The organism is Corynebacterium sp. Z-1, from assembly GCF_031844665.1.
Classification (GTDB): Bacteria; Actinomycetota; Actinomycetes; order Mycobacteriales; family Mycobacteriaceae; genus Corynebacterium; species Corynebacterium sanguinis.
Genome location: NZ_CP134621.1, coordinates 1119343 through 1145216, shown reverse-complemented (window position 1 = coordinate 1145216; position 25874 = coordinate 1119343). Strand labels below are relative to the sequence as shown.

General features: G+C 64.8%; 25 protein-coding genes and 1 riboswitch. Of the genes, 13 read left to right on the top strand and 12 right to left on the bottom strand.

What is annotated here, in order from left to right:
• The first annotated feature begins 24 nt into the window (after positions 1 to 24).
• A complete protein-coding gene (locus tag RIU96_RS05600; RefSeq protein WP_136649160.1) occupies positions 25 to 720 on the top strand; it encodes a hypothetical protein in 696 nt (231 codons plus the stop codon).
• Here the strand turns inward: RIU96_RS05600 and RIU96_RS05595 are convergent.
• A complete protein-coding gene (locus RIU96_RS05595; protein WP_136649161.1) occupies positions 717 to 1445 on the bottom strand; it encodes a DUF3027 domain-containing protein in 729 nt (242 codons plus the stop codon). The genes RIU96_RS05600 and RIU96_RS05595 overlap by 4 nt on opposite strands.
• A gap of 18 nt (positions 1446 to 1463) precedes the next feature.
• Here RIU96_RS05595 and RIU96_RS05590 point away from each other — a divergent pair, with 18 nt between their 5' ends.
• Together RIU96_RS05590 and RIU96_RS05585 are read left to right on the top strand one after the other, a co-directional pair.
• Positions 1464 to 2273, top strand: coding sequence for a glutaminyl-peptide cyclotransferase (locus tag RIU96_RS05590; RefSeq protein ID WP_136649162.1), 810 nt, complete (start codon positions 1464 to 1466; stop codon positions 2271 to 2273).
• 6 nt (positions 2274 to 2279) lie between these two features.
• Positions 2280 to 2765 (top strand): DUF2771 domain-containing protein, encoded by a 486-nt coding sequence (locus tag RIU96_RS05585; RefSeq protein WP_136649163.1) that lies wholly within the window; start codon positions 2280 to 2282, stop codon positions 2763 to 2765.
• Here the strand turns inward: RIU96_RS05585 and RIU96_RS05580 are convergent.
• The gene (locus RIU96_RS05580; protein WP_136649164.1) at positions 2762 to 3145 is read right to left on the bottom strand and encodes a cold-shock protein; all 384 of its coding nucleotides are present in this window, start codon (positions 3143 to 3145) and stop codon (positions 2762 to 2764) included. The genes RIU96_RS05585 and RIU96_RS05580 overlap by 4 nt on opposite strands.
• Positions 3146 to 3388: 243 nt before the next feature.
• Positions 3389 to 3583: riboswitch (cyclic di-AMP (ydaO/yuaA leader) on the top strand.
• 11 nt (positions 3584 to 3594) lie between these two features.
• Here RIU96_RS05580 and RIU96_RS05575 point away from each other — a divergent pair.
• Entirely contained in the window at positions 3595 to 4233 is a 639-nt protein-coding gene (locus RIU96_RS05575; RefSeq protein ID WP_136649165.1) for a resuscitation-promoting factor Rpf1 domain-containing protein, read from the top strand.
• On the opposite strand, the gene RIU96_RS05570 is transcribed toward RIU96_RS05575, so the two are convergent.
• Both RIU96_RS05570 and RIU96_RS05565 read right to left on the bottom strand, forming a co-directional pair.
• Positions 4230 to 5621 carry a YeeE/YedE thiosulfate transporter family protein gene (locus tag RIU96_RS05570; RefSeq protein ID WP_136649166.1) on the bottom strand — a complete coding sequence of 464 codons (1392 nt, stop codon included), beginning with the start codon at positions 5619 to 5621 and terminating at the stop codon, positions 4230 to 4232. The genes RIU96_RS05575 and RIU96_RS05570 overlap by 4 nt on opposite strands.
• A 153-nt stretch (positions 5622 to 5774) precedes the next feature.
• A complete protein-coding gene (locus tag RIU96_RS05565; protein WP_006841130.1) occupies positions 5775 to 5969 on the bottom strand; it encodes a hypothetical protein in 195 nt (64 codons plus the stop codon).
• Between RIU96_RS05565 and RIU96_RS05560 the strand changes: the two genes are divergently transcribed.
• The 6 genes from RIU96_RS05560 (at position 5968) to RIU96_RS05535 (ending at position 14895) form a co-directional block, all read left to right on the top strand.
• Entirely contained in the window at positions 5968 to 8121 is a 2154-nt protein-coding gene (locus RIU96_RS05560; RefSeq protein WP_259809833.1) for a helicase-associated domain-containing protein, read from the top strand. The two genes, RIU96_RS05565 and RIU96_RS05560, sit on opposite strands and share 2 nt — an antisense overlap.
• Before the next feature lie 78 nt (positions 8122 to 8199).
• A complete protein-coding gene (locus RIU96_RS05555; protein WP_144779763.1) occupies positions 8200 to 9087 on the top strand; it encodes an ABC transporter ATP-binding protein in 888 nt (295 codons plus the stop codon).
• On the top strand, positions 9087 to 10271 hold the full coding sequence (locus RIU96_RS05550) for an ABC transporter permease (RefSeq protein WP_144779761.1): 1185 nt from the start codon (positions 9087 to 9089) through the stop codon (positions 10269 to 10271). The genes RIU96_RS05555 and RIU96_RS05550 overlap by 1 nt, the downstream gene beginning before the upstream one ends.
• 12 nt (positions 10272 to 10283) lie before the next feature.
• The gene (locus RIU96_RS05545) at positions 10284 to 11927 is read left to right on the top strand and encodes a DNA repair helicase XPB (protein ID WP_259809834.1); all 1644 of its coding nucleotides are present in this window, start codon (positions 10284 to 10286) and stop codon (positions 11925 to 11927) included.
• 10 nt (positions 11928 to 11937) lie between these two features.
• The gene (locus RIU96_RS05540) at positions 11938 to 12582 is read left to right on the top strand and encodes a DUF3239 domain-containing protein (protein ID WP_144317270.1); all 645 of its coding nucleotides are present in this window, start codon (positions 11938 to 11940) and stop codon (positions 12580 to 12582) included.
• Between the two features lie 144 nt (positions 12583 to 12726).
• A complete protein-coding gene (locus RIU96_RS05535) occupies positions 12727 to 14895 on the top strand; it encodes a YhgE/Pip domain-containing protein (protein WP_259809835.1) in 2169 nt (722 codons plus the stop codon).
• Between the two features lie 392 nt (positions 14896 to 15287).
• On the opposite strand, the gene istB is transcribed toward RIU96_RS05535, so the two are convergent.
• From istB to RIU96_RS05500, 7 genes are all read right to left on the bottom strand, one after another.
• Entirely contained in the window at positions 15288 to 16085 is a 798-nt protein-coding gene (gene istB, locus RIU96_RS05530) for an IS21-like element helper ATPase IstB (protein WP_311205171.1), read from the bottom strand.
• 43 nt (positions 16086 to 16128) lie between these two features.
• Positions 16129 to 17331 carry an IS21 family transposase gene (istA, locus tag RIU96_RS05525; protein WP_311205168.1) on the bottom strand — a complete coding sequence of 401 codons (1203 nt, stop codon included), beginning with the start codon at positions 17329 to 17331 and terminating at the stop codon, positions 16129 to 16131.
• Between the two features lie 491 nt (positions 17332 to 17822).
• Positions 17823 to 18473 (bottom strand): vitamin K epoxide reductase family protein, encoded by a 651-nt coding sequence (locus RIU96_RS05520; protein WP_144317276.1) that lies wholly within the window; start codon positions 18471 to 18473, stop codon positions 17823 to 17825.
• Positions 18474 to 18482: 9 nt separating this feature from the next.
• The gene (locus RIU96_RS05515; RefSeq protein ID WP_144317277.1) at positions 18483 to 19190 is read right to left on the bottom strand and encodes a DsbA family protein; all 708 of its coding nucleotides are present in this window, start codon (positions 19188 to 19190) and stop codon (positions 18483 to 18485) included.
• A gap of 92 nt (positions 19191 to 19282) precedes the next feature.
• Positions 19283 to 19615, bottom strand: a complete 333-nt coding sequence (locus RIU96_RS05510) for an ArsR/SmtB family transcription factor (RefSeq protein ID WP_144317278.1) — start codon at positions 19613 to 19615, stop codon at positions 19283 to 19285.
• Positions 19616 to 19759: 144 nt separating this feature from the next.
• A complete protein-coding gene (locus RIU96_RS05505; protein WP_144317279.1) occupies positions 19760 to 20551 on the bottom strand; it encodes a M23 family metallopeptidase in 792 nt (263 codons plus the stop codon).
• A gap of 341 nt (positions 20552 to 20892) precedes the next feature.
• Positions 20893 to 23049, bottom strand: coding sequence for a bifunctional copper resistance protein CopD/cytochrome c oxidase assembly protein (locus tag RIU96_RS05500; RefSeq protein WP_144317280.1), 2157 nt, complete (start codon positions 23047 to 23049; stop codon positions 20893 to 20895).
• A 273-nt stretch (positions 23050 to 23322) separates the two neighbouring features.
• Here RIU96_RS05500 and RIU96_RS05495 point away from each other — a divergent pair, with 273 nt between their 5' ends.
• Complete coding sequence (locus tag RIU96_RS05495; protein WP_311205170.1) at positions 23323 to 23898, top strand: copper resistance CopC family protein; 576 nt, start codon at positions 23323 to 23325, stop codon at positions 23896 to 23898.
• 357 nt (positions 23899 to 24255) lie between these two features.
• On the opposite strand, the gene RIU96_RS05490 is transcribed toward RIU96_RS05495, so the two are convergent.
• Positions 24256 to 24588: a sensor histidine kinase gene (locus RIU96_RS05490; protein WP_375542965.1), complete on the bottom strand. Its 333-nt coding sequence runs from the start codon at positions 24586 to 24588 to the stop codon at positions 24256 to 24258.
• Here RIU96_RS05490 and RIU96_RS05485 point away from each other — a divergent pair.
• Both RIU96_RS05485 and ccsB read left to right on the top strand, forming a co-directional pair.
• The gene (locus tag RIU96_RS05485; protein ID WP_311203428.1) at positions 24581 to 24787 is read left to right on the top strand and encodes a hypothetical protein; all 207 of its coding nucleotides are present in this window, start codon (positions 24581 to 24583) and stop codon (positions 24785 to 24787) included. The two genes, RIU96_RS05490 and RIU96_RS05485, sit on opposite strands and share 8 nt — an antisense overlap.
• Before the next feature lie 35 nt (positions 24788 to 24822).
• Entirely contained in the window at positions 24823 to 25854 is a 1032-nt protein-coding gene (ccsB, locus tag RIU96_RS05480) for a c-type cytochrome biogenesis protein CcsB (protein ID WP_006841222.1), read from the top strand.
• Positions 25855 to 25874 lie beyond the last annotated feature (20 nt).

Here is a 25874-nt window from a genome sequence, read left to right as displayed (position 1 = left end):
GACAGAGAGTTTAAGGTCGAAATCGTGCACGTCTTTACCTTCGTCATCGTCGGTGGCTTCGTCACCGACGGTCGCGCCTACGTCCGCGCGCTGCGCGAACTTGGCGTGTCGGCGGCCGAGGTGAACCGCCTGCGGGTGCGGCTGGCCACCTTGAGCGGAACGCGGCGCGTCGTGGTGGAGGTCTCGCAGGGCACCTCCCCCACGGTGTCGGTGGCGCTGCGCCCCCTCGCCCCCGCGCCGACGGAGATCACCGTCGAGGCGCTGCCCGTCAAAGACAACCGCCTCCACCCCGCCCACTACGGCCCGGACCTGGGGTGGCAGCGCAGCGTGCTCGTCGAGCTCCCCATGCACGAAGCATTGCTTGTCGACGCCTCTTCCCGCGTCGTCCAGTGCGTCACGTCTCCCCTGCTCACCGTGGCCGACGGAGTAATCACTGTCTCCGCCCACCCCGACACGACCCCGTCGATCGCGCTCGACGGGGTGTTGAGCATCCTGGGGGATTTGGGCTGCTCCATCGAGCGCTCGCCCACGGGGTTCTCCGCCCACGAGCTCAAGCGCCTGGAGACGTGGGTGATCGACCCCGTCTACGGGGCCCGGCTTGTCAGCGCGTGGCGCGAGTACGGCGCGCTCGTCAGCGGGCGCACCTCGATCAACCGCGCCGGTGTGCCCACCCACCGCACCGTCAACGAGATTCGCCGCGCCCGGGCAGTCCAGGCCTAGAAGACGGGCCGCTCGTCGTCGTACACGTCCGCCGAGTCAAGCAGCTCGGGCGCGGCGACCTTGGTCTGCGAGTGTGCCCCGCAGCCGTAGCTCGAGGCGACGAGGCGCCCGTCCGCGGCGTACTCGTTGGCGCACACGCCGAAGTTCTCCCCCACAGGCGGGGCCATCGGGATGTAAAACGCGCACGTCCGACACGCCATCGCGGCCTGCTCGGCGAATTCGCTGGTCGGCCCGAAATCGCCGGTACGCCAGCGCTGCTTCGCCTCCTCCAGCCCGTTGACCGTGAGGTAGTTCGCGGTTTCGCGCCCGACAAAGGTAACGGCGTTTTTGTCAAAGGAGTCGTCGGTCAGCCGGTGGTCGTCCGGGGCGGGCTCCATGACGTCGCCGGGGCCGAGGTCGCCGGGGCGCAGGCGATCGGAGTAGGGCACCCACTCGGGTGCCTGCAGGGCGTCGGAGGCGGGGACGAGGGCGACTTCGTTGATGGTGACACGGCTCGCCCCGGTCGCACAGGCGACGACCGCGTTCCACTCCCAGCCCGGGTAGCCGGGCACGTCTGCCTCGAAGCGGTGGGTGGCCACGTTCGGGGACACGGCCGCTACGCCGATGTGGGGGCCGATGTCACCCTCGGCGATTTCTTCCAGGGCCTGCCTCGCAGCCGCGACGGCTGCCTCGCCGAGCAGAGGGCTGTTAGCGCGCCGGTGAGCGCGATTCCTGGACTGAGACACGAGGCCTAGTATAAGGGCATGCCCCGCTTAAGCCTCAAAGCCGCCGCGCCGCTTGCCGCATTGTTGTTGACACCTGCGCTGGTTTCGTGTTCTTCGCAGGAATTAAAGCAGCCGCGTGAACAGGGCGTCGAGAAGCTTAAGGCGGTGGTCGAAGAGCGCTATGACTTCGACCCCTCCAGCTTCACCCAGGGCCTCGAGGTCGCCGACGACGGCACGCTGTACGTCGGCACCGGCCAGGTGGGCAGCTCGCGGATCTACCGCGCGACCCCGGACGGGCAAGTCATGGCCAGCCGCGATATCGACCCGGGATTTTTTGGCGAGGGGTTAACGCGCGTCGACGACCACCTGTGGCAGCTGACCTGGCAGGACGGTGTCGCCATCAAGCGCGATGCGCAGACGCTCGACGAGCTGGGGCGCACCACCTACGAGGGCGAGGGCTGGGGCGTGTGCGCCCGCGACGGCGAGGTGATCCTCTCCGACGGCACCTCGCAGCTGCGGCGCATGGACCCAGAGACCCTCGCCGAGCGCGAGCGTTTCGACGTCACCCTCAACGGCACGGAAGTGCCGCGGCTCAACGAACTCGAGTGCGTGGGCGACCAGATCTTCGCCAACGTCTTCCTCACCACCGACATCGTGCGTATCGACGCCACCACGGGCGACGTCACCGCCGTGATCGACGCCTCCTCGCTGCCGAACAACGCCGCGCCCGACCCGAACAACGTGCTCAACGGGATTGCGCACATCCCGGGCACCGAGGAGTTCTACCTCTCCGGCAAGCGCTGGCCGGACCTCTACAGGGTGAGCTTTCAACCCGCTGCCGTAGGGTAGAGATCCATGAAACTCAAGGCGTGGCAGCTTCTGGCTCTCCTCATCGTCGCCGCGGTGGTGCTCGTCGGCGGGTTCTACCTCATTGTTGACTACCAGCGCAGCAAGCCCGCCGCCCCCGTGGGCGAGATTCGCGTGGTGGTGTCCAACGGCGGAACCGAGCTCGAGGTCGCTCCCTATACGGTGTGCGAGCTGGACGCGGAGTGCGTCGGGGGCGAGCCGCCGTCGTTTGACCTCGATCCCGCCTCCGAGGTGAGCGTGAGCGTTCCCGAGGATCTCGCGGCGTCGAGTTGGCGCCTGCTGAGCATTTACGACGACCCAGCGGCCAACGAGGAGCAAATCTTCCAATCCGGCCAGGCCAATCAGGCCTCGGTGCCCGCGGTGAAGGATTCCGCCCGGCTCGTCGTGGCGGAGGTCTCAGCGCTGGCCGTGGATACCAACGACGCAGGCGAGGAAGTCCCCGTGATTGCGACGTGGTCGGTGGCGTTCTCTTAAGCGTCGAGCTCTTTGGCCACAGCGCGCAGGATCTCGGCAACCTGCTTGCCGTGCGCTCGGTCCGGGTAGCGACCCGCCTCGAGGGCCGGCTGGATCTGCGTTTCAAGGACCGTCATCATGTCGGCGAGCAGCTTGTTGAGCTCCTCGGGCTTGTAGCGGTGCGTCTGGCGCCGCTTCGGCGTGTCCAAGACCTTGACGCGCAGCGCCTGGGGGCCGCGGCGCCCAGCGGCGAAGTCGAATTCGATGCGCTGGCCAGCGACGAGCTCGTCGACGCCTTCGGGTAGGACGTTCTTGCCCACGAACACGTCCTCATCGCCCGGGTTTGAGGCGAAGCCGAAACCCTTGTCAGCGTCGTACCACTTCACTTTTCCAACGGGCATGCCTTTTCCTTCCTTTCGAGAACCGCCATTGTACTACTCGCGATAACCGCCGCCGGTTCCGAATATTCTACTAACGTGATGCACGTCACTATAGGCCAGGAAAACCGTCCTGAACTGCGTTCTCACGCAATCTACTAAAGTGGATGTAACTCGTGTGAATCCGTTCCGTGCTGTCCGCGTGACTCAATCGTTATAAACCGATATAGTCGCCCGCAAGCCCGAACCCGGGCGCATAACCATATACCTTTGGCCACGCCGAATTCTGTCCGGCCTGAATCAATTCTTCCCCAACATTGACATTGTGGACAGAAGCGGAGGACCCACACGCGCGTCACCCACGCGCCGGAGGTCACTCCTAGGGGTGAAGCCGCACCCGCGGCCTGGCACCTTGCGCCAGAACCCGACAGCTAACTTCGCAGGCGGTTAACAAGAGAGGAAACACAATCTTCATGGCACGTCACTCTAAGCAGAACGCATCCTTCGCTAAGAAGGCGCTCGCTGGCACCGCTGCCGCGGCAGCACTGACCGGTATCATCGCACCGGCAGCCAACGCTGCTCCGGACTCCGATTGGGACCGCTTGGCTCAGTGCGAGGCCGGCGGCAACTGGTCCATCAACACCGGCAATGGCTACTACGGCGGTCTGCAGTTCTCCGCGTCCACCTGGCGCGCCTACGGTGGCGGCCAGTTCGCACCGTATGCTCACCAGGCAACCCGCGAGCAGCAGATCATCGTCGCCGAGCGCACCCTCGCCGGCCAGGGCTGGGGCGCATGGCCTTCCTGCTCCGCTCGCCTTGGCCTGAACTCCGCTCCGACCAACCGCGACGCCCAGGCCGCGCCTGCTCCGGCACCTGCTCCGGCACCTGCTCCGGCCCCGGCAGCCGCTCCGGCCGCAGCGCCGCAGGTTGACGCTCTGTACCACGCGATCGTTGCCCGCCTGAACGAGAACAACATCGCCGTCCCGGCCGAGCTGCACACCGCGTACGCAGCGAACCGCGACAACTACAACAACTTCTACCTCGCCAACAAGGCGCTTATCGACGCCGTCCTCGCCGGCGACGTCAACGCTGTCATCGCCAAGCTAGTCTAGCGAGCGGCGTTCTTCACCACCGTGATTTCCCATCCCGCGTCACGGTTTTGAGCGAAGTCCTCAATCCCGTGGCCGTTGTCGGCGGCCCACTGCGGGATGGACTCGGTTGCCTGCGTGCAGTCGAAGTCGATGACCAGCTTCTCGCCGTCGTCAAGCTCGGCGATGGCGTCCTTGGCCTCGATCAGCGGAAAGGGGCACACCGCCCCGAGGGTGTCTAGCTTGTAGCGCCCCGGCCCAATAGGACGCGCCTTCGTGGCGCGTTTTTGCGTTGTGGGCACGGTGATCAGTCCCGTTGCCACCTGGAACCCGCCGCCCTGCGGGGTGGATTCAATCACCGCGTCCTCCGCGGACCGGATGGAGTCCTCGGTGCTGTAGGTGCCCTGCGGCGCAGCAACCGAGGGCTTGAGCCAGATCTTGGACCCGACGAAGACGCCCAGGGCGATGAACCCGAGGGCGACCCACCCCTGGTAGCTGAACAGGGAGGTCTGCACCATGCCGTTGCCCACGGTGCAGCCGCCGGCGAGCGCCGCACCGACGCCCATGCCGATCCCGCCGACGATGGCGCGCACGGTCGTGGTGGCGTCAGGCACGCGCACGCGAAATTCCCCGGACGCCTTCGCGGCGATAAACGCGCCGATGAACAGGCCGATCACCAGCAGGGTGCCCCAGTTCAAGAACTTCTCCTCGCCCGTGGTGATGAAGGAGACTGCGTGCGCGCTCGGCGTGGTAATCCCGAGGCCGTCGTTGCGCCCGGTGGCGGCGGAGAGCGGCCACGCGATCACACCAAGGATGCCGATGAGCGTGCCCGCGGTGTAGGGGTGCAGCGCTTTCTTGTACCAGGGTTGCTGCAAGGTGACCTTCGGTCGCGCGGCGTCCTTGGCCAGGTAGTAATGCGCGGCCCAGGCCGTCGCTAGCGCGAGCGGGATGGCGAAAAACCAGGGGGAAACACCGAAGGTCTGCGGCAGCGTTGTCCAGCCGGTGTCCCACTGCTTCATCCAGGCCTCGAACCCGGAGAGCATGCCGTTTTTCATCGCGGCGGCGGACAGCGCGTAGAAAACCAGCGCGAACCAGGAGCCGACGAGGCCCTCGGCGGAGCGGTACCACGTGCCGGAGGCGCATCCGCCCGCGAGCACGATGGAGATGCCGAAGAGGAAACCGCCGGTAATGACGGCCACGGGCTGGAAGGTGCGGTAGTCCGGTGCGATGACGCCGAGCGTCGTCAAGGCGGCGAGGCCGACGGCGTGGACGGCGATGACGATGAAAAGGGCGACGAGTCCGCGGCCCTTTTTCTGCAGAAAGACATCGCGCAGCATGCCGGTGACGCAGAAGCGGCCGCGCTGCATGATGGCGCCGAGGGCGGCGCCGACGACAAGACCTGAAGCGAGCATGAGTGTCCTTATGTATACGGAATTGGTCACCCGGGACCGTACCGGATTCCGGCCACCTTGTCTAGCTGCTGCATACCGCTCTGTCTGTACTGCGGGGCGTGAAAGAACCCCCTCCCCGCGTAAACGGGGAAGGGGCCGAGTTAAGAGAACCGCTTAGCGGTTAATGCGGGTCGTCGGGTGGACGTAGCCCGTCTCCTCGTAGGGACGCGGGAGAATCAGGTCATCGCCGAACGGGCTGGACGCGCCAGCGAGCTTGGAAGAGATCTCTGTGACCGGGTGACCATTGCCAGGAGTGTGCTCGGGCCACGCCGGGTTTGCGCGGCCGATCTTGTCAACGTTGGAAGCCATGGGTCTATTCTTTCACGTCCGCCCGCCGAACGCACGTAAACTCACCCCCGATATGTCCGCTCTCCACTTGGCTCTTGCCCGCTTCAGCGATGAACAGCTGCGCTCGCTTCTCGACGCTCGCCCCGACGCCGCCTTTCCCCCTCCCCCATCGCTGGCCTCACTGGCGACCCGATTGACCTTGACCGGCTCGATCGCCCGCTCCCTGCGCCGACTCACCGCCGCCGACATCGCGCTGCTAGAAACCCTCGGCGATGCCGGCGCCGAGCTCGACCCGGTTGCACTCGATGCCGTTAACGTGCCGTTCGACTCGCAAGAACCGCTCGCGCGACTGCGCACCAACGCCCTGGTTTTCGGCCCCGATAAGGCGTTACGTGTCTCCCCCGGTGTCCTCTCTGCGCTTCCCGCAGGCTGGCGCATCCTCGACCCGGCCCCCGACAACCTGACCGAAGCGCTTGAAGAGCTCAGCCCCCGCGAGCGGCAGGTGCTGGACACGCTCGCCGCCTCCGGCTCGATCGGCACGACACGGGGCGCTGCCCCCGATGCCGACCCGACGCTGCCGGTCCCGCGGCTGCTCTCACTCGGGCTACTCGTGCGGGTGAACTCCTCCACGGTGCGGCTCCCACGGCCGGTGCGCGAAGCCCTGCGCGGCACGCCCGTGCGTACCTACCCACTGGAACCGGTTGCGCCGACGAACGCAGTCGAGCAATCGCGCGTCGACGCCGCCTCCACCGCCGCCGGGCTCGAGTCCGTGCGCCAGGTCCGCCGCACCATCATGCACCTGCTCGAGTCCCCGGTTGAGCTGCTCAAGGACGGCAGTGTCGGGGTGCGCGCCCGCGCCGCGCTGGAAAAGGAACTCGGCTTCGACCCGGACCTTTCCGTCACCGTGGCGGAGGCCGCTGGGCTGGTGGGCCGCGGCGAGATCGACAACGCGGACTGCCTCGCCGCTACCCGCGACGGAGTCACCTGGCTCGACAGCACGCTACCCGAGCAGTGGGCGGTGCTCATTCTCGGCTGGCTTGCCTCGCCGTGGCGCACCGAACTCGACACAAAGCTTTTGGGCGAGGATTCGCGCGCACCGGAGATTCGGTTCGCGAAGTTGAGCGTCGTCAAGCGCTTGTGCGCGGGCGCGATGGATGGCGAGACTCTGAGCGCCAACCTGCACCACTACAGCCCGATCCTGGCCTCCGGGACCTCGCCGGCACTGCTGACGCGCATCGTCAAAGAGGGCCACGCGATCGGCGTGCTCGCGCTACACACCGCGGCCGCGCCAGGGCGCGCAGTTGTGGAAGGCGCGGACCTTACCGCGGCAACGCGTGAGCTCGTGCCCGCGGAGATCGACTACGTCATCGCCCAGGCGGATCTGACCATCCTCGCCCCCGGCCCCTTGCCTCCGGATATGGCGGCGATGTTGGAGTCGTTCGCCGACCTCGAATCACCTGGCATGGCCAGCGTGTACCGGGTCACCCCCGCGTCCGTGCAGCGCGCCCTGAACGCCGGGCGCACTGGCGGGGAGTTGACGCGCTGGTTGGAGAAGCACTGCGTCGGAGAGGTCCCGCAGGGGCTCTTGTTCGCCATCAACGACGCAGCCGCGACCCACGGCAGCCTCCGCGTCGGCGCAGCAGCGAGCTACCTGCGCTGCGAGGACGAGGCTCTGCTTGCCTCGGCCGCGGCGCGCGTTGACGGATTGGAGCTCATCGCCCCCACCGTCGCGATTTCGCAGATGCCCGCATCCCAGCTTGTAACGCTTCTGCGCCGGCACGGTTTCCAGCCCGCCGCAGACCACGACGGTGAGGCGCTGTTGCAGCTCCACAACGCCCCGCAGCTTGTCGCACCGACCCCCTCGACCGTGCCACGGGAGCGCGGCCTCGACGAAGCGCGCCGCGAGGAGATCATCCGTTCGCTCCGCGCGGCGGGTGGAGCCCCCGACACCGAGGAGCGCGACTTCCTCGAAACCCTGCGTGCCTCGGCCCGGGCGCGTCGGCAGGTCACCATCGGGTACGTCGACAAGCGCGGCCAGCGCACACAGCGCAGCGTCACGCCGATCACGGTCAACGCCGGGCTCATCGACGCCCTCGACGAGTCCACCGGACGCGTTGTGCGCGTCGAGCTGTCGCGGATTACCGGCGTGGACGAAACGCCTCCGGCGCCGTAGCGGTCCGAAGTTGCTGTTACGGTGGTGCGTGGCAGGTGCCTACCCGGCTGTTTCCGCTGCACAGAGGAGTTAAAAAGCGTGCCCACCTTAGAAATCCGCAACCTCCGCAAGAGGTTCGGCATCAACCAGGCGCTCGACGACATGAGCCTGACCGTCCACGAGGGAGAAATCTACGGTTTCGTCGGCTCGAACGGCGCCGGCAAATCAACCACCATGCGCATTGCGCTCGGTGTGCTCGCCACCGACTCGGGCGAAGTACTTTTCGACGGCCGCCCGCTTGACGACGACTCCCGCCGCCGCATCGGATACATGCCCGAGGAACGCGGGCTCTACGGCAAAGAAAAAATTCTCGACCAACTGGTGTTTTTGGCCAAACTGCACGGTTTAAACAAAGAAAAGGCCACGAACAACGCCACGGTTCTGCTCGAGGAACTCGGCCTCAGCGAGCGAGCCAACGACAAACTCGACGACCTTTCTCTAGGCAACCAGCAACGCGTTCAGCTCGCGGCCAGCCTGATTCATGACCCGGACGTGCTCATTCTCGATGAGCCGTTTTCCGGCCTCGATCCCGTGGCCGTCGACGTGATGAGCCGGATGCTGACCAACCGCGCGAAACGGCACGGGGTACCCGTGATCTTCTCATCCCACCAGCTCGACCTCGTGCAACGCTTGTGCGACCGGGTCGGCATCGTCGCCCACGGCCGGATGGTCGCCGAGGGAGGCGTCGACGAGCTGCGCAACCGCGGCCCCGTGCGCTACCGCGTCGGCACGTCCGCCCGTGGCTGGTACCCGCCGGGCACGACGGTCGTCGAGGAGGACGCCGAGACGGTCGTGCTCGAAGTCACGGGCTCCGAAGCTGGGATCGACCAGCGCATCCTCCGCGCCGCGATGGACGCCGGCGACGTGCACGAATTCACCCGCGTGGTCCCTGACCTCACCGACCTGTTCAGGGAGGCAGTGCAGTAATGGCACGAGACACCTATTCCCCCACCGAAACCATCGCTACCACTGCCCTCCGCGAGATCCAGGTGCTCGCACGCACCAAGTCGATCTGGGTGACGGTGGCGATCCTTGTCGTGTCCATCGTCGGCATGATCGGCTTCTTCTCCTGGCAGGCAAATAAGGACAGCGAAGAACCGGCCGTATCGCTTGCGGTCGTCGGGGTGCCGGAAGCAGCGTTCGCGGACGCGGGCTTCGATGTAAGCGAGGCGTCCAGCCGTGCGGACGCAGTGAAACTCGTGCGTGATGGCGACGTAGATACGGCCGTCGTGGCCAGCGAGCAGGGGTGGGAGGTGTTGGAGGACGGGGAGCCGTCGATAAGCACGCTCGGGCAAATCAGTTCCATCGCGACGCGCTACGCAAGTACCGAGGCCCTGAGCTCGCTGGGCCTTACCCCAGAGCAGTACGCCTCCGCGATGCCAAACACCGAGGTAACCGGGGTGGATATCTCCCCAGACGGGCAGCGCTCCGAGGCGGATTTTGCCAAACTGATCACCGCTTTCGTCGTTCTCATCATTACCGTGTTCACCGTGGTGTTGTTCGCTGCGAACATCGGCAGCCGCGTCACCGCGGAAAAATCCTCGCGCGTCATCGAGCTCATCCTGGCTGCCGTGCGCCCGATGGACTTTCTCGCCGGGAAGATCCTCGGCAACGTCGCGATGGGCCTGGCGCTGACCGCGCTCATCATCGGCTCCGGCATGGTGGCGCTGATGGTCTCGGGGCTAGACGAGGCCGTCGAGTTCTCCTACTCCATCCTGCCGATCATGCTCCTGTCGTGGATCCTGGCCATGCTGTTCTTCGGCGCGCTCTACGCCGCGGCCGGCTCGCTCGTGCAGCGCACCGAGGACCTGCAGTCCACCCAGGCACCGATTTTGTTCCTGCTGATGGGCTCGATGTACGTGCCCATGTTCGGTTGGTTGCAGACGTCCGCGACCTGGATGCAGGTGCTGAGCTGGATCCCGCCGTTTTCCATCTTCACCGCGCCGATCACCTACGCCGGCGGCGATTTCACCGTCGCGCAATTGCTCGGTTCCTACGCGCTCGCACTCGTGGCCACGATGGTGGCGATCTGGCTCGCAGGGCGTATCTACCGCAGCTCCATCTTGTACAACGGCGGCAAGCGGTCGTGGGTGCAGGCAATCCGCGCCTGATAGCGTGGGCGCATGCCCGCACAGCCAGACGGCCCGTTGATTGTCCAATCTGATCGGACGGTGCTTCTCGACGTCAACCACCCCGACGCGGGGGCCGCCCGCGCCGCGCTCGCCCCGTTCGCTGAGCTGGAGCGCGCCCCCGAGCACGTCCACACCTACCGCATCACCCCGCTCGCGTTGTGGAATGCGCGCGCCGCGGGGTTCGACGCGGAACAGGCCGTTGATACGCTCGAGCGCTTCTCCCGCTTTCCGGTGCCGCAGCCGCTGCTTATCGACGTCGCCGAGACGATGGCCCGCTACGGCCGCGTGCGCTTGGTCAACAGCCCGGCCCACGGCCTCGTGCTCGAGGCGGACGACCCCGCCATCTTGACGGAGATCTCGCGCCACAAGGCGATCTGGGGCCTGTTCGGCGCAGCCATTGACGATGTCATCGTCACCGTGTTCCCCTCCGAGCGCGGCCGCATCAAGCAGGAACTGACCAAGATTAACTGGCCGGTCGAGGACCTCGCCGGCTACGTCGACGGCGAATCCCACCCGATCGAGCTCAACCACGACGGCTGGCAGCTGCGCGACTACCAGGCGTACGCCGCAGAGTCCTTCTGGGAGGGAGGCTCCGGTGTGGTGGTGCTGCCGTGCGGCGCCGGCAAGACGATTGTGGGCGCGGCATCGATGGCGCAGGCGAAGACAACCACGCTGATCCTGGTCACGAACACGGTCGCCGGGCGGCAGTGGCGCGACGAGCTGCTGCGCCGCACGACGCTTCAACCGGAGGAAATCGGCGAGTACTCGGGCGAGCGCAAGGAGATCCGCCCGGTCACCATCGCCACCTACCAGGTGGTCACCCGCAAAACGAAGGGCGAGTACCGCGCGCTCGAGTTGTTCGACTCGCGCGACTGGGGCCTGATTATCTACGACGAGGTCCACCTGCTGCCCGCCCCGGTGTTTCGCATGGCCGCCGACTTGCAGTCGCGCCGCCGCCTCGGGCTCACCGCCACACTCGTGCGCGAGGACGGACGCGAGGACGACGTGTTCTCCCTGATCGGGCCGAAGCGTTACGATGCCCCCTGGAAAGAGCTCGAGATGGCCGGCTACATCGCCACAGCCGAGTGCGTTGAGGTGCGCACCTCACTTTCCGCCGACGAGCGGATGGCGTACGCCACCGCCGAAACCAAGCAGCGCTACCGGATCGCGGCGACGTCGCGGGGCAAGGACGCGGTCGTCGATAAGCTTCTTGCGCGGCACCAGGGAGAGCAGGTGCTGATCATCGGTGCCTACGTCGAGCAGCTCGAAGGTATCGCCGCGCGGACAAATGCCCCGCTGGTGCACGGCACGACGTCGACGAAGAAGCGCGAGGAGGCCTTCGACGCGTTTCGGTCCGGTGAGATTTCCACTCTCGTGGTGTCCAAGGTGGCGAATTTCTCCATCGACCTTCCCGAGGCCGCAGTCGGCATCCAGGTGTCCGGCACGTTCGGTTCGCGCCAGGAAGAGGCGCAGCGCCTCGGGCGGCTGCTTCGCCCGAAGGCCGACGGCGGCGGCGCACTGTTCTATACGGTCGTCGCGCGCGACACCCTCGACGCGGAATACGCCATGCGCCGCCAGCGCTTCCTCGCCGAGCAAGGCTATGCCTACCGCCTCGTCGACGCCGACGACCTTTAACATAGTGCGCATGAGCGGTTTTCAGTTTGAAGTCGACGAGGACTGGGCAAAGAAGCATAACGAGATGCTGCGCGACACGCGCTACCTCGTCATCTCCGCCATCGCGCTATTCGTTCTCTGTCTCGCCGGCGGGGTCGCCGTGTGGCTGCTCGTTGACCCGGCCTCGCCGTGGCGCCTGCTCGGGAGCCTGGGCCTTGTTTTGTTCGGCGTGATGATGCTTATCGTCGGCCTGGCCATTCCCCGCTCGGTCGGTTCCACGCAATCGCTTTTCGACGCCCACCCGCTTGCCCCGGCGATCATCGCAGACCTCCCCGGCACCCGCACCACCCTGCTCGCGCTGGTGAACACGACGGTCGACCCAGCCCAGCCCGCACGATGGGCGCTGACCTGCCGCGACGTTCAGGCGGTGCCACTGACGGAGGGCTCCGTGGGCACGAAGGTCCCGGTTGTCGCAGTTGGCGGGCAGCGTAACGCCGGCGACGCGGGCACCTGGCAGGTGATCACCCCGATGCCGATCGCGTGGGGCACGCCTGAGCGCGACGTTTTTTCCGACGCTGTCTCAGCCATCCCGGCAGAACAATGGAACACCCTGAGGCGCGCGAAGGACCGGCTTCCGGAAGTGCGCGCCGCGAAAAATAATTTGCTGATTCTCTAAGTTCGGCAATATGTGACGGGGGTAACCTATTTTCTAGGGAAATGATGAAAATCACTTAGGTAGGGGTTAGTATTTCAGCACTTAGTTTCCCCATCGAAACACGAGCCGTCGTTTGGCGGGAAGAGATCCGAAAGGAAGTCCCTAGTGTCCTCCACAATTTCCGCAGGTGGGGCCCCGTCCCCTGAGGAGACCGTCGTGATGGAGCGCTCCCGTGCAGCGCGCATCCTTGACTGGCGACCAGCAAGCGCCCTAGCCCGCATCGTCATCGTACTGTGCCTGGTCATCCCGCTCCTTCTCGCAGCAACGTTCATGTGGTCCATGTGGGACCCCGCCAAGACGCTCCCCAACGTTCCCCTCGCAGTGGTCAACGAGGACAAGGGCGCCGAAAACGGCGGCGAGTTCCAAGTTGTCGGCGACCAGGTGGTCCAGGGGCTGCTGGAAACCGAATACCTCGACTTTGAGGAACTTCCCGCCGATGAGGCCCAGCTCGGCCTGACCAAGGGCGACTACCTGTTCGTGGTCACCATCCCGGAGGACTTCTCCGAGCGGACGGTCTCGCTGATCACCGACAACCCCCGCCAGTCCGAAGTTCTCGTGGAATACAACGACTACGGCGGCACGAACGGCAAGATCATCACCTCCTCGCTGATTCCGCAGCTGCAGGCCGAGATCTCCTCCACCATCTCGGAAACGTACGCCACCGAGACCCTGACCGGCCTTAACTCGCTCGGCGACGGCATCAAGCGCGCCGCAGACGGCGCCGGCCAGATCGACGACGGACTCGGCCAACTCCAGGATGGCACCGGACGGGCCGTCGACGGTATTAACCAGCTCGATAGCGGCGCGACCGACCTGAACGACGGTGCGGTGCAGCTCGATGCCGGCGCCTCCGAGCTCAACAGTGGCGCTGGCGAACTCAACGACGGCGCCCGCCGCCTCGAGGACGGCGCGTACCAGCTCAGCGACGGCCTTGTCACACTCAAGGACGGCACGACGCAGCTTGGCGACGGTGCCGCACAAATCGACGCCGGCGTCCAGGAACTGACCGGCACCCTGATCCCGATTCTCGAGCAGGCGCAGGGCATTGTAACCCAGGTCACTCCGGTGATCGGCACCCTGCGCAGCCTCGGCCTCAATGACCAGGCAGCCCAGATTGAGTCCGCGATATCGCGCATCGACCCAGCGAACCCGGCCAACATCGTCAACGACCTCAACCGTCTGCGCGCCGGCACCGCCGAGCTGAGCTACAACCTCAACAGCCCCGACGCCCCCTACATCAGCGGCGTTAACCAGCTCATCGACGGTTCCCAGCAGCTCGCCTCCGGCTCCACCGAACTGCGCGACGGCACCGATCGCCTCCTCGAGGGCACGGGCCGCCTCAAGGACGGCACCACCCAGCTCGCTGACGGCACCGTGCGTCTCAAGGACGGCACCACCCAACTTACCGACGGCGGCACGCAGCTTGCCGACGGCGTCCAGCAGCTCAAGGACGGCTCCGGCGAGCTGAAGTCGAAGCTTGACGAGGGCGCTGCCCAGGCCCCGGTCGTGTCGTACGTCGACCGCTCCGCACAGCAGATGGCTGTCCCGATCATCTTCGAGGAAGCCAACATGCACCCGACGCAGGAGCTCGTGGACCCGGCTAACCCGACCGTGAAGTCGATCGAAAGCGGCTTCTCCATCATCATCATGCTCGTGTTCGGCTACCTGGTCATGGCGATCCTGTCCGCACTGCTGCCGCACGTCGTTGGTCGCCGCAGTGAGAGCCGCACGGGTGCCGGTCCGGTCCTGCGTGCCCTGGCGATGATCTTCGGCATCAACCTCCTGGTCATGGGCATCTTCACCGCCCTGTCCGTGGTCCTCGGCTGGAGGCCCGACAACTGGCTGTCGATGGGTGCGGTGATCCTCCTCATCGCCGCCAGCGGCGCCGCCATGTTCCAGCTGTTCCGCATCCTGTTCGGCCGCCTGGTTGGTGGACTGTTCTCCATCGGCGTCTTCGCTCTCGGCCTGTTTGTCTTCGGCGGTGTCTGGCCGCTGCCGACCATCCCTGGACCGCTGCAGTTCATGCACAACCTGCACCCGATGAGCTACGCCCGCTACGCGTTCATTCGCGCAACGGATGGGCTTTACGACGGACGTTACTGGGCTTCCCTGCTGGTCCTGCTGGCAGTGACGGTGCTGGCGGCCATCGCGTCCATCATCATCTACAACGTCCGCCGCCAGGGCGTCGCTCAGGCGCTCGAGGAGGACGAAGTGGTTGTCACCACCACCGACCGTCGAGTCGGCGAAGAACCCCTGAACCCAGTCATCCGCTAATTAGCTCGCACTAAAGTGGCCGTTCCTTACGAGGGTCGGCCACTTTGCTAGTTGTGGGTATCGATTCGCTATGACTGGGAGGTAATGCCTGCGAGAGTTCCCACTCCCGCCAGACGGCCGTTGCTTGTCGAGATCGCCCGGACAACACCGGAAACGCACGACATGCTGCGGAGAACGGAGCCCGTGACCTCGGAGGCCAGCTTCGCGATAGCACTGATTTCTATGCGAATCCTCCGCGGAACCAAGGAATGGCATGAGTTCGGTCTCATCAAGTCATCCATCGGCTTCGCCTCGGGTGGAACAATCGTCTTAGGCCTCATCGCCGGGCTGTGAGCGCTCTTCGAAATGTAGCCCACTGGCGCTCTTTGAAATGTAGCCCAGTGTGGTCGTTGTTATTGTGCCTGATGTGGGGTTGGTGAGGGGGTTGTTGGTGTGGGTATTTCGCGTCCTTTGATGCGGTGGCTTACTCCTCGGTGTTGAAAGATTTTGGCGTGGTGGACGATGCGGTCGACCATGGCGGTGGCTACTGTGATGTCGCCGAAGCATTGCGCCCATTCGGAAAACGCTAGGTTTGAGGTCACGATGATGGAGCCGTGTTCGTAGCGTCTGGAGACGAGTTGGAAAAACAGGTTCGCCGCGTCAGCTTCGACGGGAATGTAGCCGAGTTCGTCGATGATGAGCAGGTGGTAGCGGTTTAATCGTTTCAGCAGCGTTTCGAGTTTGCCGGTGTTGTGGGCTTCGGTGAGGGTGTTTATCCACCCGGCGGCGGTGTCGAAGAGGACGCGATAGCCTTGCTGCGCTGCTGTGATGCCAAGTGCGGTGGCGAGGTGGGTTTTGCCGGTTCCGGGTGGGCCGAGCAGGACGACGTTTTCAGCTGTGGCGACCCAGGCCCCGGTTTCAAGGCGTGCGATTTCAGTGCGGTCAATACTGGGTTGTGCGGTGAAGTCGAAGTCGGCGATGGTTTTCACGGCCGGAAAGCCGGCGCGTTTGACGCGTAATGATGCTCCGGATTCCGCGCGGGCGGTCGCTTCGACGGATAGCACGGCGGCGAGGTACTCCTCGAATGTCCAGGATTGGCTACGTGCTTGATTGGCGATGGTTGAGTAGACGTTGTCGATGCGTGGGGCTTTCAACTCCCGTGCGAGGTGACTAATTGCCGCCGCGGTGTCGTGGGCGCTGGTGCGGGTCATAGGAAAGAGCTCTCCTTGAAGTTTGTGGGGCGTTGAGGCCGTGTTAGGCGATGTGGTCGTAGATGGATAGGTCAGCGATGTCAACAGCGGTATCTGGCTGGAATCTCTCGCCCGCCGTAGCTAGGTCGCGGCGCATGGCGTGGGCAGTTTGGGCGTGGGCGGGGTCGGTGATGACCTTGTGCTGGCCCCAATGGCGTGGGTGCACCGCGGCGGGTTCACCGTGTGGCCCGGTCACGGCGATTTCATCAAGCGTGCTGCGCACAGTGACTAGTCGGTCAATGAATGTCGGATCCACGCTGTACTGGTTGGTGTCAACGGTGACGTAGTAGTTACGCGGCAGGCGCACCGCGGGCCTGACACCGAACACCGGCGGATACGGTGGCAAGGGGCGCATCGCTCGCTGATCAGCTGCGAACAAGTCCGCCGGTGTGGCCTTCAACGTGGTGTGAACGCGTGCGTTGGCGATTGTGGTGAACCACTCATCAAGTTGGGCTTGCACATCCACCGGGTCGCTGAACCGGCGCCCGGGGAAGAAGGAACGCTTCATGTACCCGTTGGTGCGCTCGACGATGCCTTTAGATTCCGGGTCCCGCGGTGGGGTCTGAACGATTCTGCAGCCCAGCGCCCCGCCGAATGCGGCAACAGGCTCGCACAGCTTCGCCTTGCCAATCCCGGACTCGTGATCCCACACGAGCCGATCTGGTACCGCTTGGAAATCACGTGTTATCAACTGCCACATCCCGGCGATCAAGTCATCAGTCGTGCGCGAGGGAAGCACACACGCCGCAGCGAAACGAGAATGCGAGGCTGCCATCACCAACACCGGCAACGCGCGGTAGCCCCCATCAGCATCAGGTAGTCCACCCGGTGCAAAAGTGAGATCACATTGGATCTCACGCCCCGGGGAGTGAGTAAGGGTATCGACTGGGTCGGCGGGCATATACTCAGGCCGGATCCTGGCAACGTGTTTGCGAAACCATGAATCCGAGCCTGTCCAGCCCACTCGCTGAGCCAACACCTTGGCATTAAGCTGCGGTGTTTCCGCGAGAAGTTCCCTGACCTGCGGTTCAAACGGATCGAAACTCGTTCCTTTGGCATCCCGTGGCTTGTAACAAGGCGGCGAATCTGAAGCCAAAGCCTTCTCCACCGTCTTCTTCGCACAGCCCACTTCGGCCGCGATCTTCCTCAATGACAGACCCTGCCCACGCAGGTATCGGATCTGCGCCCATTCCTCCAATGAAATCACCCATCCAATCTTTTCCGGGTGGGCTACTTTTCGAGGAGCGTTTTGGGCTACTTTTCAAAGAGCGCTGACAGAGCCACTGGGTGAAGCAACTACAACAGGCGGACCACCCGCACACCCGTGCCTTGGCCGAGGTCATCGAGGAGATGGGCCGGCTCTACGGCGGGATTCATGCCCACCTGGAGCCATCCCAGGTTCCTCCCTTGCCACCGTGGCTTATCCAGGCCTTGGAAAATGATCTTCGTCTTTCACCTGAGGTCATCAATGAACTCAGCCAAGATGAAGCCCAGCAGCTCCTCATCCCTTACTGGACACAACCCCAGGATCAGAGCGAAACACCCACAACCAGGTCCGGTTGTGGGGATTGGTCAATGCTGCCCAAAGGCAGCTGCACGAGCCATCCATTGATACAGGTACGGGTGGCCCAGTTCCTGGGACCTGGGCCACCCGGCCTTCGGTAGAGGTGTGGGAAAGGAAACCACAGCTCGTGGGAGTTAGAGGTTAGTGAAATCGGAGTAGAAGCTGAGGAACACCGAGGCGGCCACAGCGACGTAGACCACGGCGATCAGGGTGCCTGCCCACTGGGAGGCAAACCGCACCACAGCAGGCGAGGCGGGGAAGAGGCCGTGGGCGAGGTTGCGTACTGTGAGCAGGATAAACAGCGGGACCATCATCGCCCACACCACCATGCAGTACAGGCACAAAATATGGATGACGAACAGCGCCTGGTACCACAGCCAGATGATGAACAGCAGGCCCACGGTCACACCCGCCTGCAAACCTCCCCAGTACCAGTCGGCGAAGCGTGCCCCCGACAGCATGGCCATCGCGGTGGTGATGACCACGGCGAAGGCGACGATGCCGATCAACGGGTTGGGGAAGCCGAAGAGTTCGGACTGCCAGGTTCCCATCACTTTTCCGCAGGAGACCAGGGCGTTGATGTCACAGGTGGTGACATGCTCGGCGTCCTCGTAGAGGGCCAGGCGTTCAAGCACCAGGATGCCGGAGGCCACCCAGCCGATCACGCCGGTGACCAGCAGGATGAGGGCGAAAGGACGCTGGCGGGCAAAGACCGGCAGGAAGGTGTCGTTGTTCGGCTCGGTCACGAGAACCTCATTGTCGTCGGCGGTGGCTGGGTGCGTCATGGATTCGGGTTAGTCGGCGGCGGCCGCGTCGACCTCGGCCCGGAACTGCTCCAGGGAGTCCGGGGTCAGGAGCTGGCCGTCGAGGAAGAAGGTCGGGGTGCCGCGCACACCCAGGGCCGTGCCGTCAGCCACATCGAGTCGGACCCGTTCCTCGGTGGCCGGATCGGCCACAGCGGCGTCAAAGGCGGCCATGTCCAGACCCAGGTCCTCGGCGAAGCCGCGGAAGACCGCACTGTTGTCCTCGGCGGACTCACCCCACTCAGACTGGGTCTCAAACATCCGCTGGTACATCGCTTCGTACTGGCCCTGCTGGGCGGCAGCCTCCACAGCCACGGCAGCGGGCATGGAGTTGCGGTGACCCGGCAGCGGGAAGTAACGGTTGACGAAGGTGACGGTGTCGGAGTACTCCGCACGTAGTTCCTCCACGAAGGGGTAAGCCGCCCGGCAGGCCTCGCACTCGAAGTCGAGGAACTCCACCAGCACGGCCTTCTCGTTCGGCGCCTGGGACAGCACCCGACTGTTGTCCCGGACCACCTGCCCCGCATCACTGGCCACGGTTTCCGGGGCGGGCGCAGAAGCGGAGTCGGATCGGCCGAGGAAAAAGGCGACGATCCCGGCGATGACGACGATTGCCAATAACGCCCAGACAATGATCTGGGCTTTTCTCCAATTCCCGGAGGGCCGGGTGGAGGTGGTGCGGGTGGTGGGGGTGCTCAAGAGGGGTCCGTTCTATCTCTGGTGGAAATTAAGGGGTGTCGAGGCCGTGGGCCCCGGCAAGGTGGCGACGAAGTCCTCCAGGACCGAGGCGGTCATGAGAAGGTGCAACCGTCCGGCGAACAACAGGCCGGATCGATGGTGACCACCAACTCGAGTAACTCACCGAGGGCGTGACCCAGTTGGGGGTCAGCCAGAGAATACCAGACGTTGCGCCCCTGGGGGGTGGAGGCCACCAGCCCGCATCCGCGCAGACAGGCCAACTGATTCGACATCACCTGTTTGGAGACACCCAACTGCCGGGCCAGCACGGACGGTCGGGCGGGCCCGTGGCGCAAGGCCAACAGGATCCCGGTCCGGGTGTCATCGGACAGGGCATTGCCCACCCGGGACAACGCCGAGGTGTGAGTGACGGTCACCGTGCTCATAATCGTAGAGAGTACACAATCCCCTGTACTACTCCTCGGTGCCCTCGGCGGAGGAGTGTGAGATGACCGGGAGCATGTTTACATCCGGACCACAGGCGCTGGCCTGAGGGTCAGGACCGGGTTTTCTCCCGGGTGGGGGGAAGGTTAGAAGGTGATGCCGTGCTCGGCGAACCAGGGAGCCGGGTCCACGGCGCCGCTGCCGGTCGGGTAGAGCTCAAAATGCAGGTGGGAACCGGTGGAGAAACCTCGGTTACCCATGCCGGCGATCTTCTGGCCGGCGGTGACCTTCTCACCCACGCTGACATCGAGGGTTTCCATGTGGCCGTAGACGGCAATGGAGCCGTCATCGTGCTGGATGCGGATCCACTGGCCGAAACCGGAAGCCGGTCCGGAGTCGATGACGGTGCCGCCCATGGCCGCAAGAATTGGGGTGCCCACGACGTTGGCGATGTCTAGTCCTGCGTGGAGGCTGCCCCAGCGCATACCGAAACCGGAGGTGAAGGTGCCCTCAGTGGGTTTGACCACGGATGAGGCGTTGGCCAGGCGTTCTGCCTCAATGCGTTCTGCTTCCAGACGTGCAGCCTCAGCGCGGGCGGCCTCGGTGCGCTCGGCGGCGTACTCAACCGCCTTGTCCAACTGCTCGTTGATATTGGTTACCGGCTTATACTCCGAGATCGTCAGGATCTGCGGGGCCGTCTCCGTCGTGTCCGGGGGCAGCGCGGTGTCATTGGTGGCCAACTGCACGCCACCGACAGTGTCCTGCGGGGAGATCGGGGCCTCAGCCTGGGTCTGCAGCGTGGCGACGGCGGCACCACTGAGACCCGCAGACGAGACCGCGCCCGTGGCCACGGCCACCAGGGCTACGCGGCTCTTGGTTTGCGGGGTGGGGATCTTGCGGTGTTTTCCTCCGGCTGATCGCTGAGCCTTCAGTCGCATGAATCTTCTTCCGTCGTTGTCCGTTGTTCCGCCACACTCGATCTCACCGTTGTACTCGTTAGAGACGAAATTGTGACTGTTTCGTTACCTGATGGAGGTGACATTAACTTCTCATCCCCACCGAAGTCACCTCCGGAGTCCATTTAGTGATCTATTTCATAGTTCGGCTCCTAGTTGGGGAGGTGTCTGTGATGGGCGGGGGGATCACCAAGGGAAAGGCCTGTCTCGGGCTTGTCGCTGGCCTCGTCGAGGCATGGGCCATGGCTGCGGGAGCCCGGGAGGAGGTCACGCGACCAGTTCCTCGCTGGCCCCGTGAGGGGCCGGCGGTGAGACCGGGGTGGTTAAGGCTGGTCGGTTGTCCGGGTGCCGTGGTCGGACGTGGGGGTCTTACCGTCCGTGGTGGGGCCGAGGAATGTGGTGTGGTTTTCGTTCTCGGCGTTGCTACCGGTGGTGGTCTTTTCCTCGTTGCCCGTGGTTTTCCCGACCGTGCCCGGCCAATGGCCGATGAGCAGGAGGGCGACGACGGCCAGTGGGACCACACCTGTGGCCCAGGCCAGGACGGCGGTGCGTTGGTCGGCGAGCAGATCGAGCTCCCAGGGCAGGAGCAGGGAGCGGTAGAACTCCTCGCCCAGGATCGTGTCCAGGCGCAGGAGATAGACCCCGACGAGCAGGTGGACGGGCAGGGAGGCAACCAGCCAGCCCAGGCGGACGGTGGCTGGGCGCCGGCGCGGGATCGGGTCGGGTCCGAGCATCCCCCAGACGTAGAAGCAACCGGAGACCAGGAGCACGGTGTTCATGATCAGCTGCCCCGCGTACTTGGAGATCAGCAGCTCATAAAGCGGGATGAACAGGTACATGACGTAGAAGAACACCAGGAACTGCAGGGTGTTGACCACCGGATGGGTGATCACCCCCACCAACCGGCTGCGGGTGAAGGCGCGCACCCAGTCGTGGATATTCGGCCTACCCGGGGCCCCCGGGGCGAAGGCGGTCATCAGCAGGGTCAGCGGGGCACCCAGCACCAGGAAGATGGGGATGACCAGCGACAAGATGATGTGGCCGACCATGTGCACCGAGAAGACCGCGGGCATATTCAGCCCGATCCCGGAGCTCATCGTCACCAGCAGGGTCACACATCCGGCCAACCACCAGGCGGTGGGGGTACTCGACCAGGTGTGACCTGCCTGGCGGGTGCGCCACACAGCGGCCAGATAGCCGACGGCCAGCAGCAGGGCGAGGGCACCAAACAGCAGGTCAAAGCGCCACATGCCCCACACGTTGAGGATGGTGGGCTTCTCGGACAGCTCGTAGCCGAGCTTGGTGGCCATCTGCGAGAGGTTCGGGATGCGCGGTGGGGGCGGCGGGGTGCGCCCCATGGTGATGGCGATACCGGTGACCGCCGCCATGACAAGCACCTCGACGATGGCGACCTGGCGGAACAGGCGGCGATCAGCGGGGTTGGCCTGCACCTGCGGAATGACCCACGCCCGGTGGATCCACCCGAAGACACCGAGGATGATCACGCCGATGGTCTTGGCCACGATGATTAACCCGTAACGGGTGGTCAACAGATCCGTCAGCTCGATGCGGATGGCGGCGTTGACCAGCCCGGACACGGCCATGACGATGATGGAGACTAGGGCGATTGTCGAGTAGCGGCGCAGCGCAATATCCAGGTCAGGTCCCAGGCGACGACCGTGGGCGAGTAGGGCCATGAGTCCGCCGACCCACAGGACTAAGAAGACCAGGTGCCACAGGTAGGAGTTGGTGCCGTGGTCGTGGTTACCGCCCGAGGAGGAATGCCCTGTCAGGCCCAGGGGGATGATCATGAGGATTGACCCGAGGAGCAACAGTGGTTGGGTGATCCACGCCCGGCTCATCAGGCCCGTACAACCGGTGACCAGGGCAATAAGGGCGACGATCAGCCACACCTGGGCCATGGCCACCTGCTCGACGGCCACCGTCAGGGTCTCCAGGCCCAGTGTCTGGGCCAGGGGGGTGCCGGAGACATCTGAGAGCACCAGCGGGATCATCAACAACGCGATCAGTCCGAAGCAGATGGCCGCGACCGCACCGGTACGCGAGGCCAGGTGCCCGTCCACACTCAACGAGGCCTGGTGCAGGTGGTCGTGATCACCGCCGGGCAACCGTGGGGAGATGAGGAAAGCAGCGAACAGGAAAGAACCGGCGGACAGGGCAGCGAGCATCCAACCGACCGCACGGAAAAACGGCAACCCGAAGGTGGTCGCGATGCCCGGGTTGGGGATCCCCAGGGCCGCGAGGGATTCACCGAGGAAGCTGTAGGCCACCGTCCCGCCGATGGCACCGGCGACGGCGAAAAAGAGCAGGTACAACGGCCACGTGGGGCGTACCCGCTCCTGAGGCCGGCTCCCGATGGTGGGGGTCGTCCCTGTGGTCGTATCCGTGGCAGTGGGGGTGTCATTTACCGGGTGGGTCATCTGTGTCCATTTCGCCGTCCATGCCGCCTCCGCTCTCATGGTGTGCTCGGAAGCGGGCGTGAGGTTCACCCTAATGGGGCCTGCGGGTGTTCTTGTACATTGCCCAGGGACCGGTCTCTTCCTCCGGTTCGCCCCCTGCAGGGGGCACCGACCTGGGAAGAACAACACCCGGTGAAGGCGGCGTGGCCGGGAACTTTCCTCCCGCCCGTTCCGACCACTCTCTTGGTACCTCCCGCAGGCAGGTGTCGTAGTCGCTCACATCCGGTTGAAGAACCGGCCCAGTCCAGGAGGACTTTCGTGATCATCTCCCCCATGCTCCCTCGTCGTGTGCTGGCTACTGTTGTGGCGGTCGGGGCCCTGACGGTCGTAGCCACCCCGGTTGCCCTCGCGCATGACTCCGTGATCGGCGGCAATCCCGCGGACGGTGAAGTGGTCGAGGAATTTCCGCGCCGCATCGAGCTGGAGTTTTCCGGGCTGCCCCAGGAGGGTTTCAGCACCGTGGCCATCACCGACCAGGGCTCCGGTGATCTCCTGTTCAGTGGTGAGCCGACCATCGACGGCCGACTGGTGACCCTTGATCTACCTGCGGGTGTCAGCGGCGGGCCAGGTGACTACACCGTCGGCTTCCAGATCCTCTCCTCCGACGGCCACGCCACCCGCAGCGAGGCCACCTTCACCGTCGCCGGTGACGCCCAAACGGCCGCCACCACCACGGGCGCCGACGCCAGGCCTGGGGAGGAGACCACAGCCGCCGAGAGCACCGCCGAGGAGGACACCTCCGTAGTCAGTAATCCGATAGTCCTGATTCTTGCGGGGTTGGCCCTCATCGGTGTCATCGCTGCCGTCCTCGTGCTGATCCTTAGGGGTCGGAACACGCCCACGGGGTAGAAGAGCCACGGGTGTGCGGGTCTTCCTCGGGTGCACAGCCTCGGCCTCTGCCCCAGGAAGTGCCTCAGACGCAGGCCCAGGGCTCCCCAGAGGCATTGAGCCGCCGTAGGGCGGACTGCCTTGATGATGCTTCCTTCCCGATCACCTCGCAGGGGGGAAGGTGTGTCCGGTGTTGCGCCGACGGGAGAGCGTAGCGGGCGCGCAGCACCCGCAGCCGGTGGAGGCCGGTGGCAGCCGAGGGGGAGTCGGGGTGGTCATCGGATCGCTCCTTTGGATCGGTGGGATCGTGGGGGAAACTCCCCGGCCATCATGCCCCTCCAGGGGTGCCTTCCGGCAGGGGGCGGGGGTCGCTGGCCATCAGGGGGTGCCCTTCGGGAGTAGGGGAAGACCGATGGTGAATACGGCGCCTTCGCCTGGTCCGGGCGAGGTGGCGGTGAGTGTTCCGCCGTGAGCTTCCATCAGGGCCCGGGAGATGGTCAGGCCGATACCGGAACCGCCGTGGTCGCGGTCGCGGGCGGTGTCCCCGCGGTAGAACCGTTCGAAGACGTGCCCGAGTTGTTCCGCAGTCATCCCGCCCCCGGTGTCGACGACCTCAATGAGGACACTGTTGGCCCCTCGGCGGGCAACGCGGATGCTGACTTGACCGCCGGGCGGGGTGTGGCGCAGCGCGTTGGTCAGCAGGTTGTCCATCTGGATCCGGCTGCGACCTTCCGCCGACGGGAGCTCCACGTTCGTGGAGATGGGTGGCCTGGCCCGCACCGATAGCGCCGGCTGGGGTGGGGAGTTCGACAAGCTCCACCGTGCACTGCTCGGCCTGCCCGATCCAGACGACATCGATGAGCAGGCCGAGGAGAACACACCTGTTCTGGTCACAAGCCCCAGTCAGTAACACCCGCCCCTAAATCATAAGGACTTTATCCATTGATGCCTGTTAATCAGACCCTTTCCACCTTCTCCGACACCGCCTTCCAGACCGCCTTCGTGATCTACCTGCTCGCCCTGGTGCTCTCCCTGGTCTTCTACGTCAAGATGCAAGGGGTCATCGACGCCCGACGGGCACGCGAAGACATCGCCCACCCCGAATATGTCGCTGTGGGCGCCGGTACCGGCACTGGGGACCTCACTGACAGGTCAATCGGAGACGTTAACGCCACCGACCCCCTGCTCACCGATGAGCAATATGCTGCCCAGGAGGCCTCCGCCGATAAATTCGGTGGCATGACTCAGGCTCTGGCCTGGTTGGGCGCAGTGGTCCACCTGATGTCGGTGGTTCTGCGCGGCCTGGCCACCGACCGCTTCCCGCTGGGCAACATGTACGAGTACATCTCCATGATCTGCGTCCTGGCGGTCATCTCCGCAGCGATTGTCATCCAGCGCCGTGAGTGGCGCAGCGTGTGGCCGTGGCTGCTGGTCCCGATCCTGGTCCTGCTGTTTTTCGGTGGCACCAGCCTCTACTCCAACTCCGCCCCAGTCGTGCCCGCCCTGCAGTCCTACTGGCTGCCCGTCCATGTCTCCACTGTGTCCCTGGGCGCGGCGATTGGCATCGTCTCGGGCATCGCTTCCCTGCTCTACCTGCTGCGTATCTGGCAGCCGAAGGGCAGAGAGCGTGGCTTCTTCGGTGCTGTGGCCAAGCCGCTGCCGAGTGCGAAAAAGCTCGACGCCCTGGCCTACAAGTCCGCCATCATTACGTTGCCCGTGCTGGGGTTGGGCATTGTTCTGGGTGCGATCTGGGCGGAGGCCTCGTGGGGCCGGTTTTGGGGATGGGATCCGAAGGAGACCGCATCCTTTATCTCCTGGGTGCTCTATGCCGCCTACCTGCATGCCCGTGCCACCGCCGGGTGGCGCGATCACAAGGCCGCGTGGATCAATATCCTGGCCCTGGCCACGATGATCTTCAATCTGTTTTTCATCAACCTGGTCGTCTCTGGTCTGCACTCCTACGCCGGACTGAACTAAAGGAGCCTGCGTTTAATATC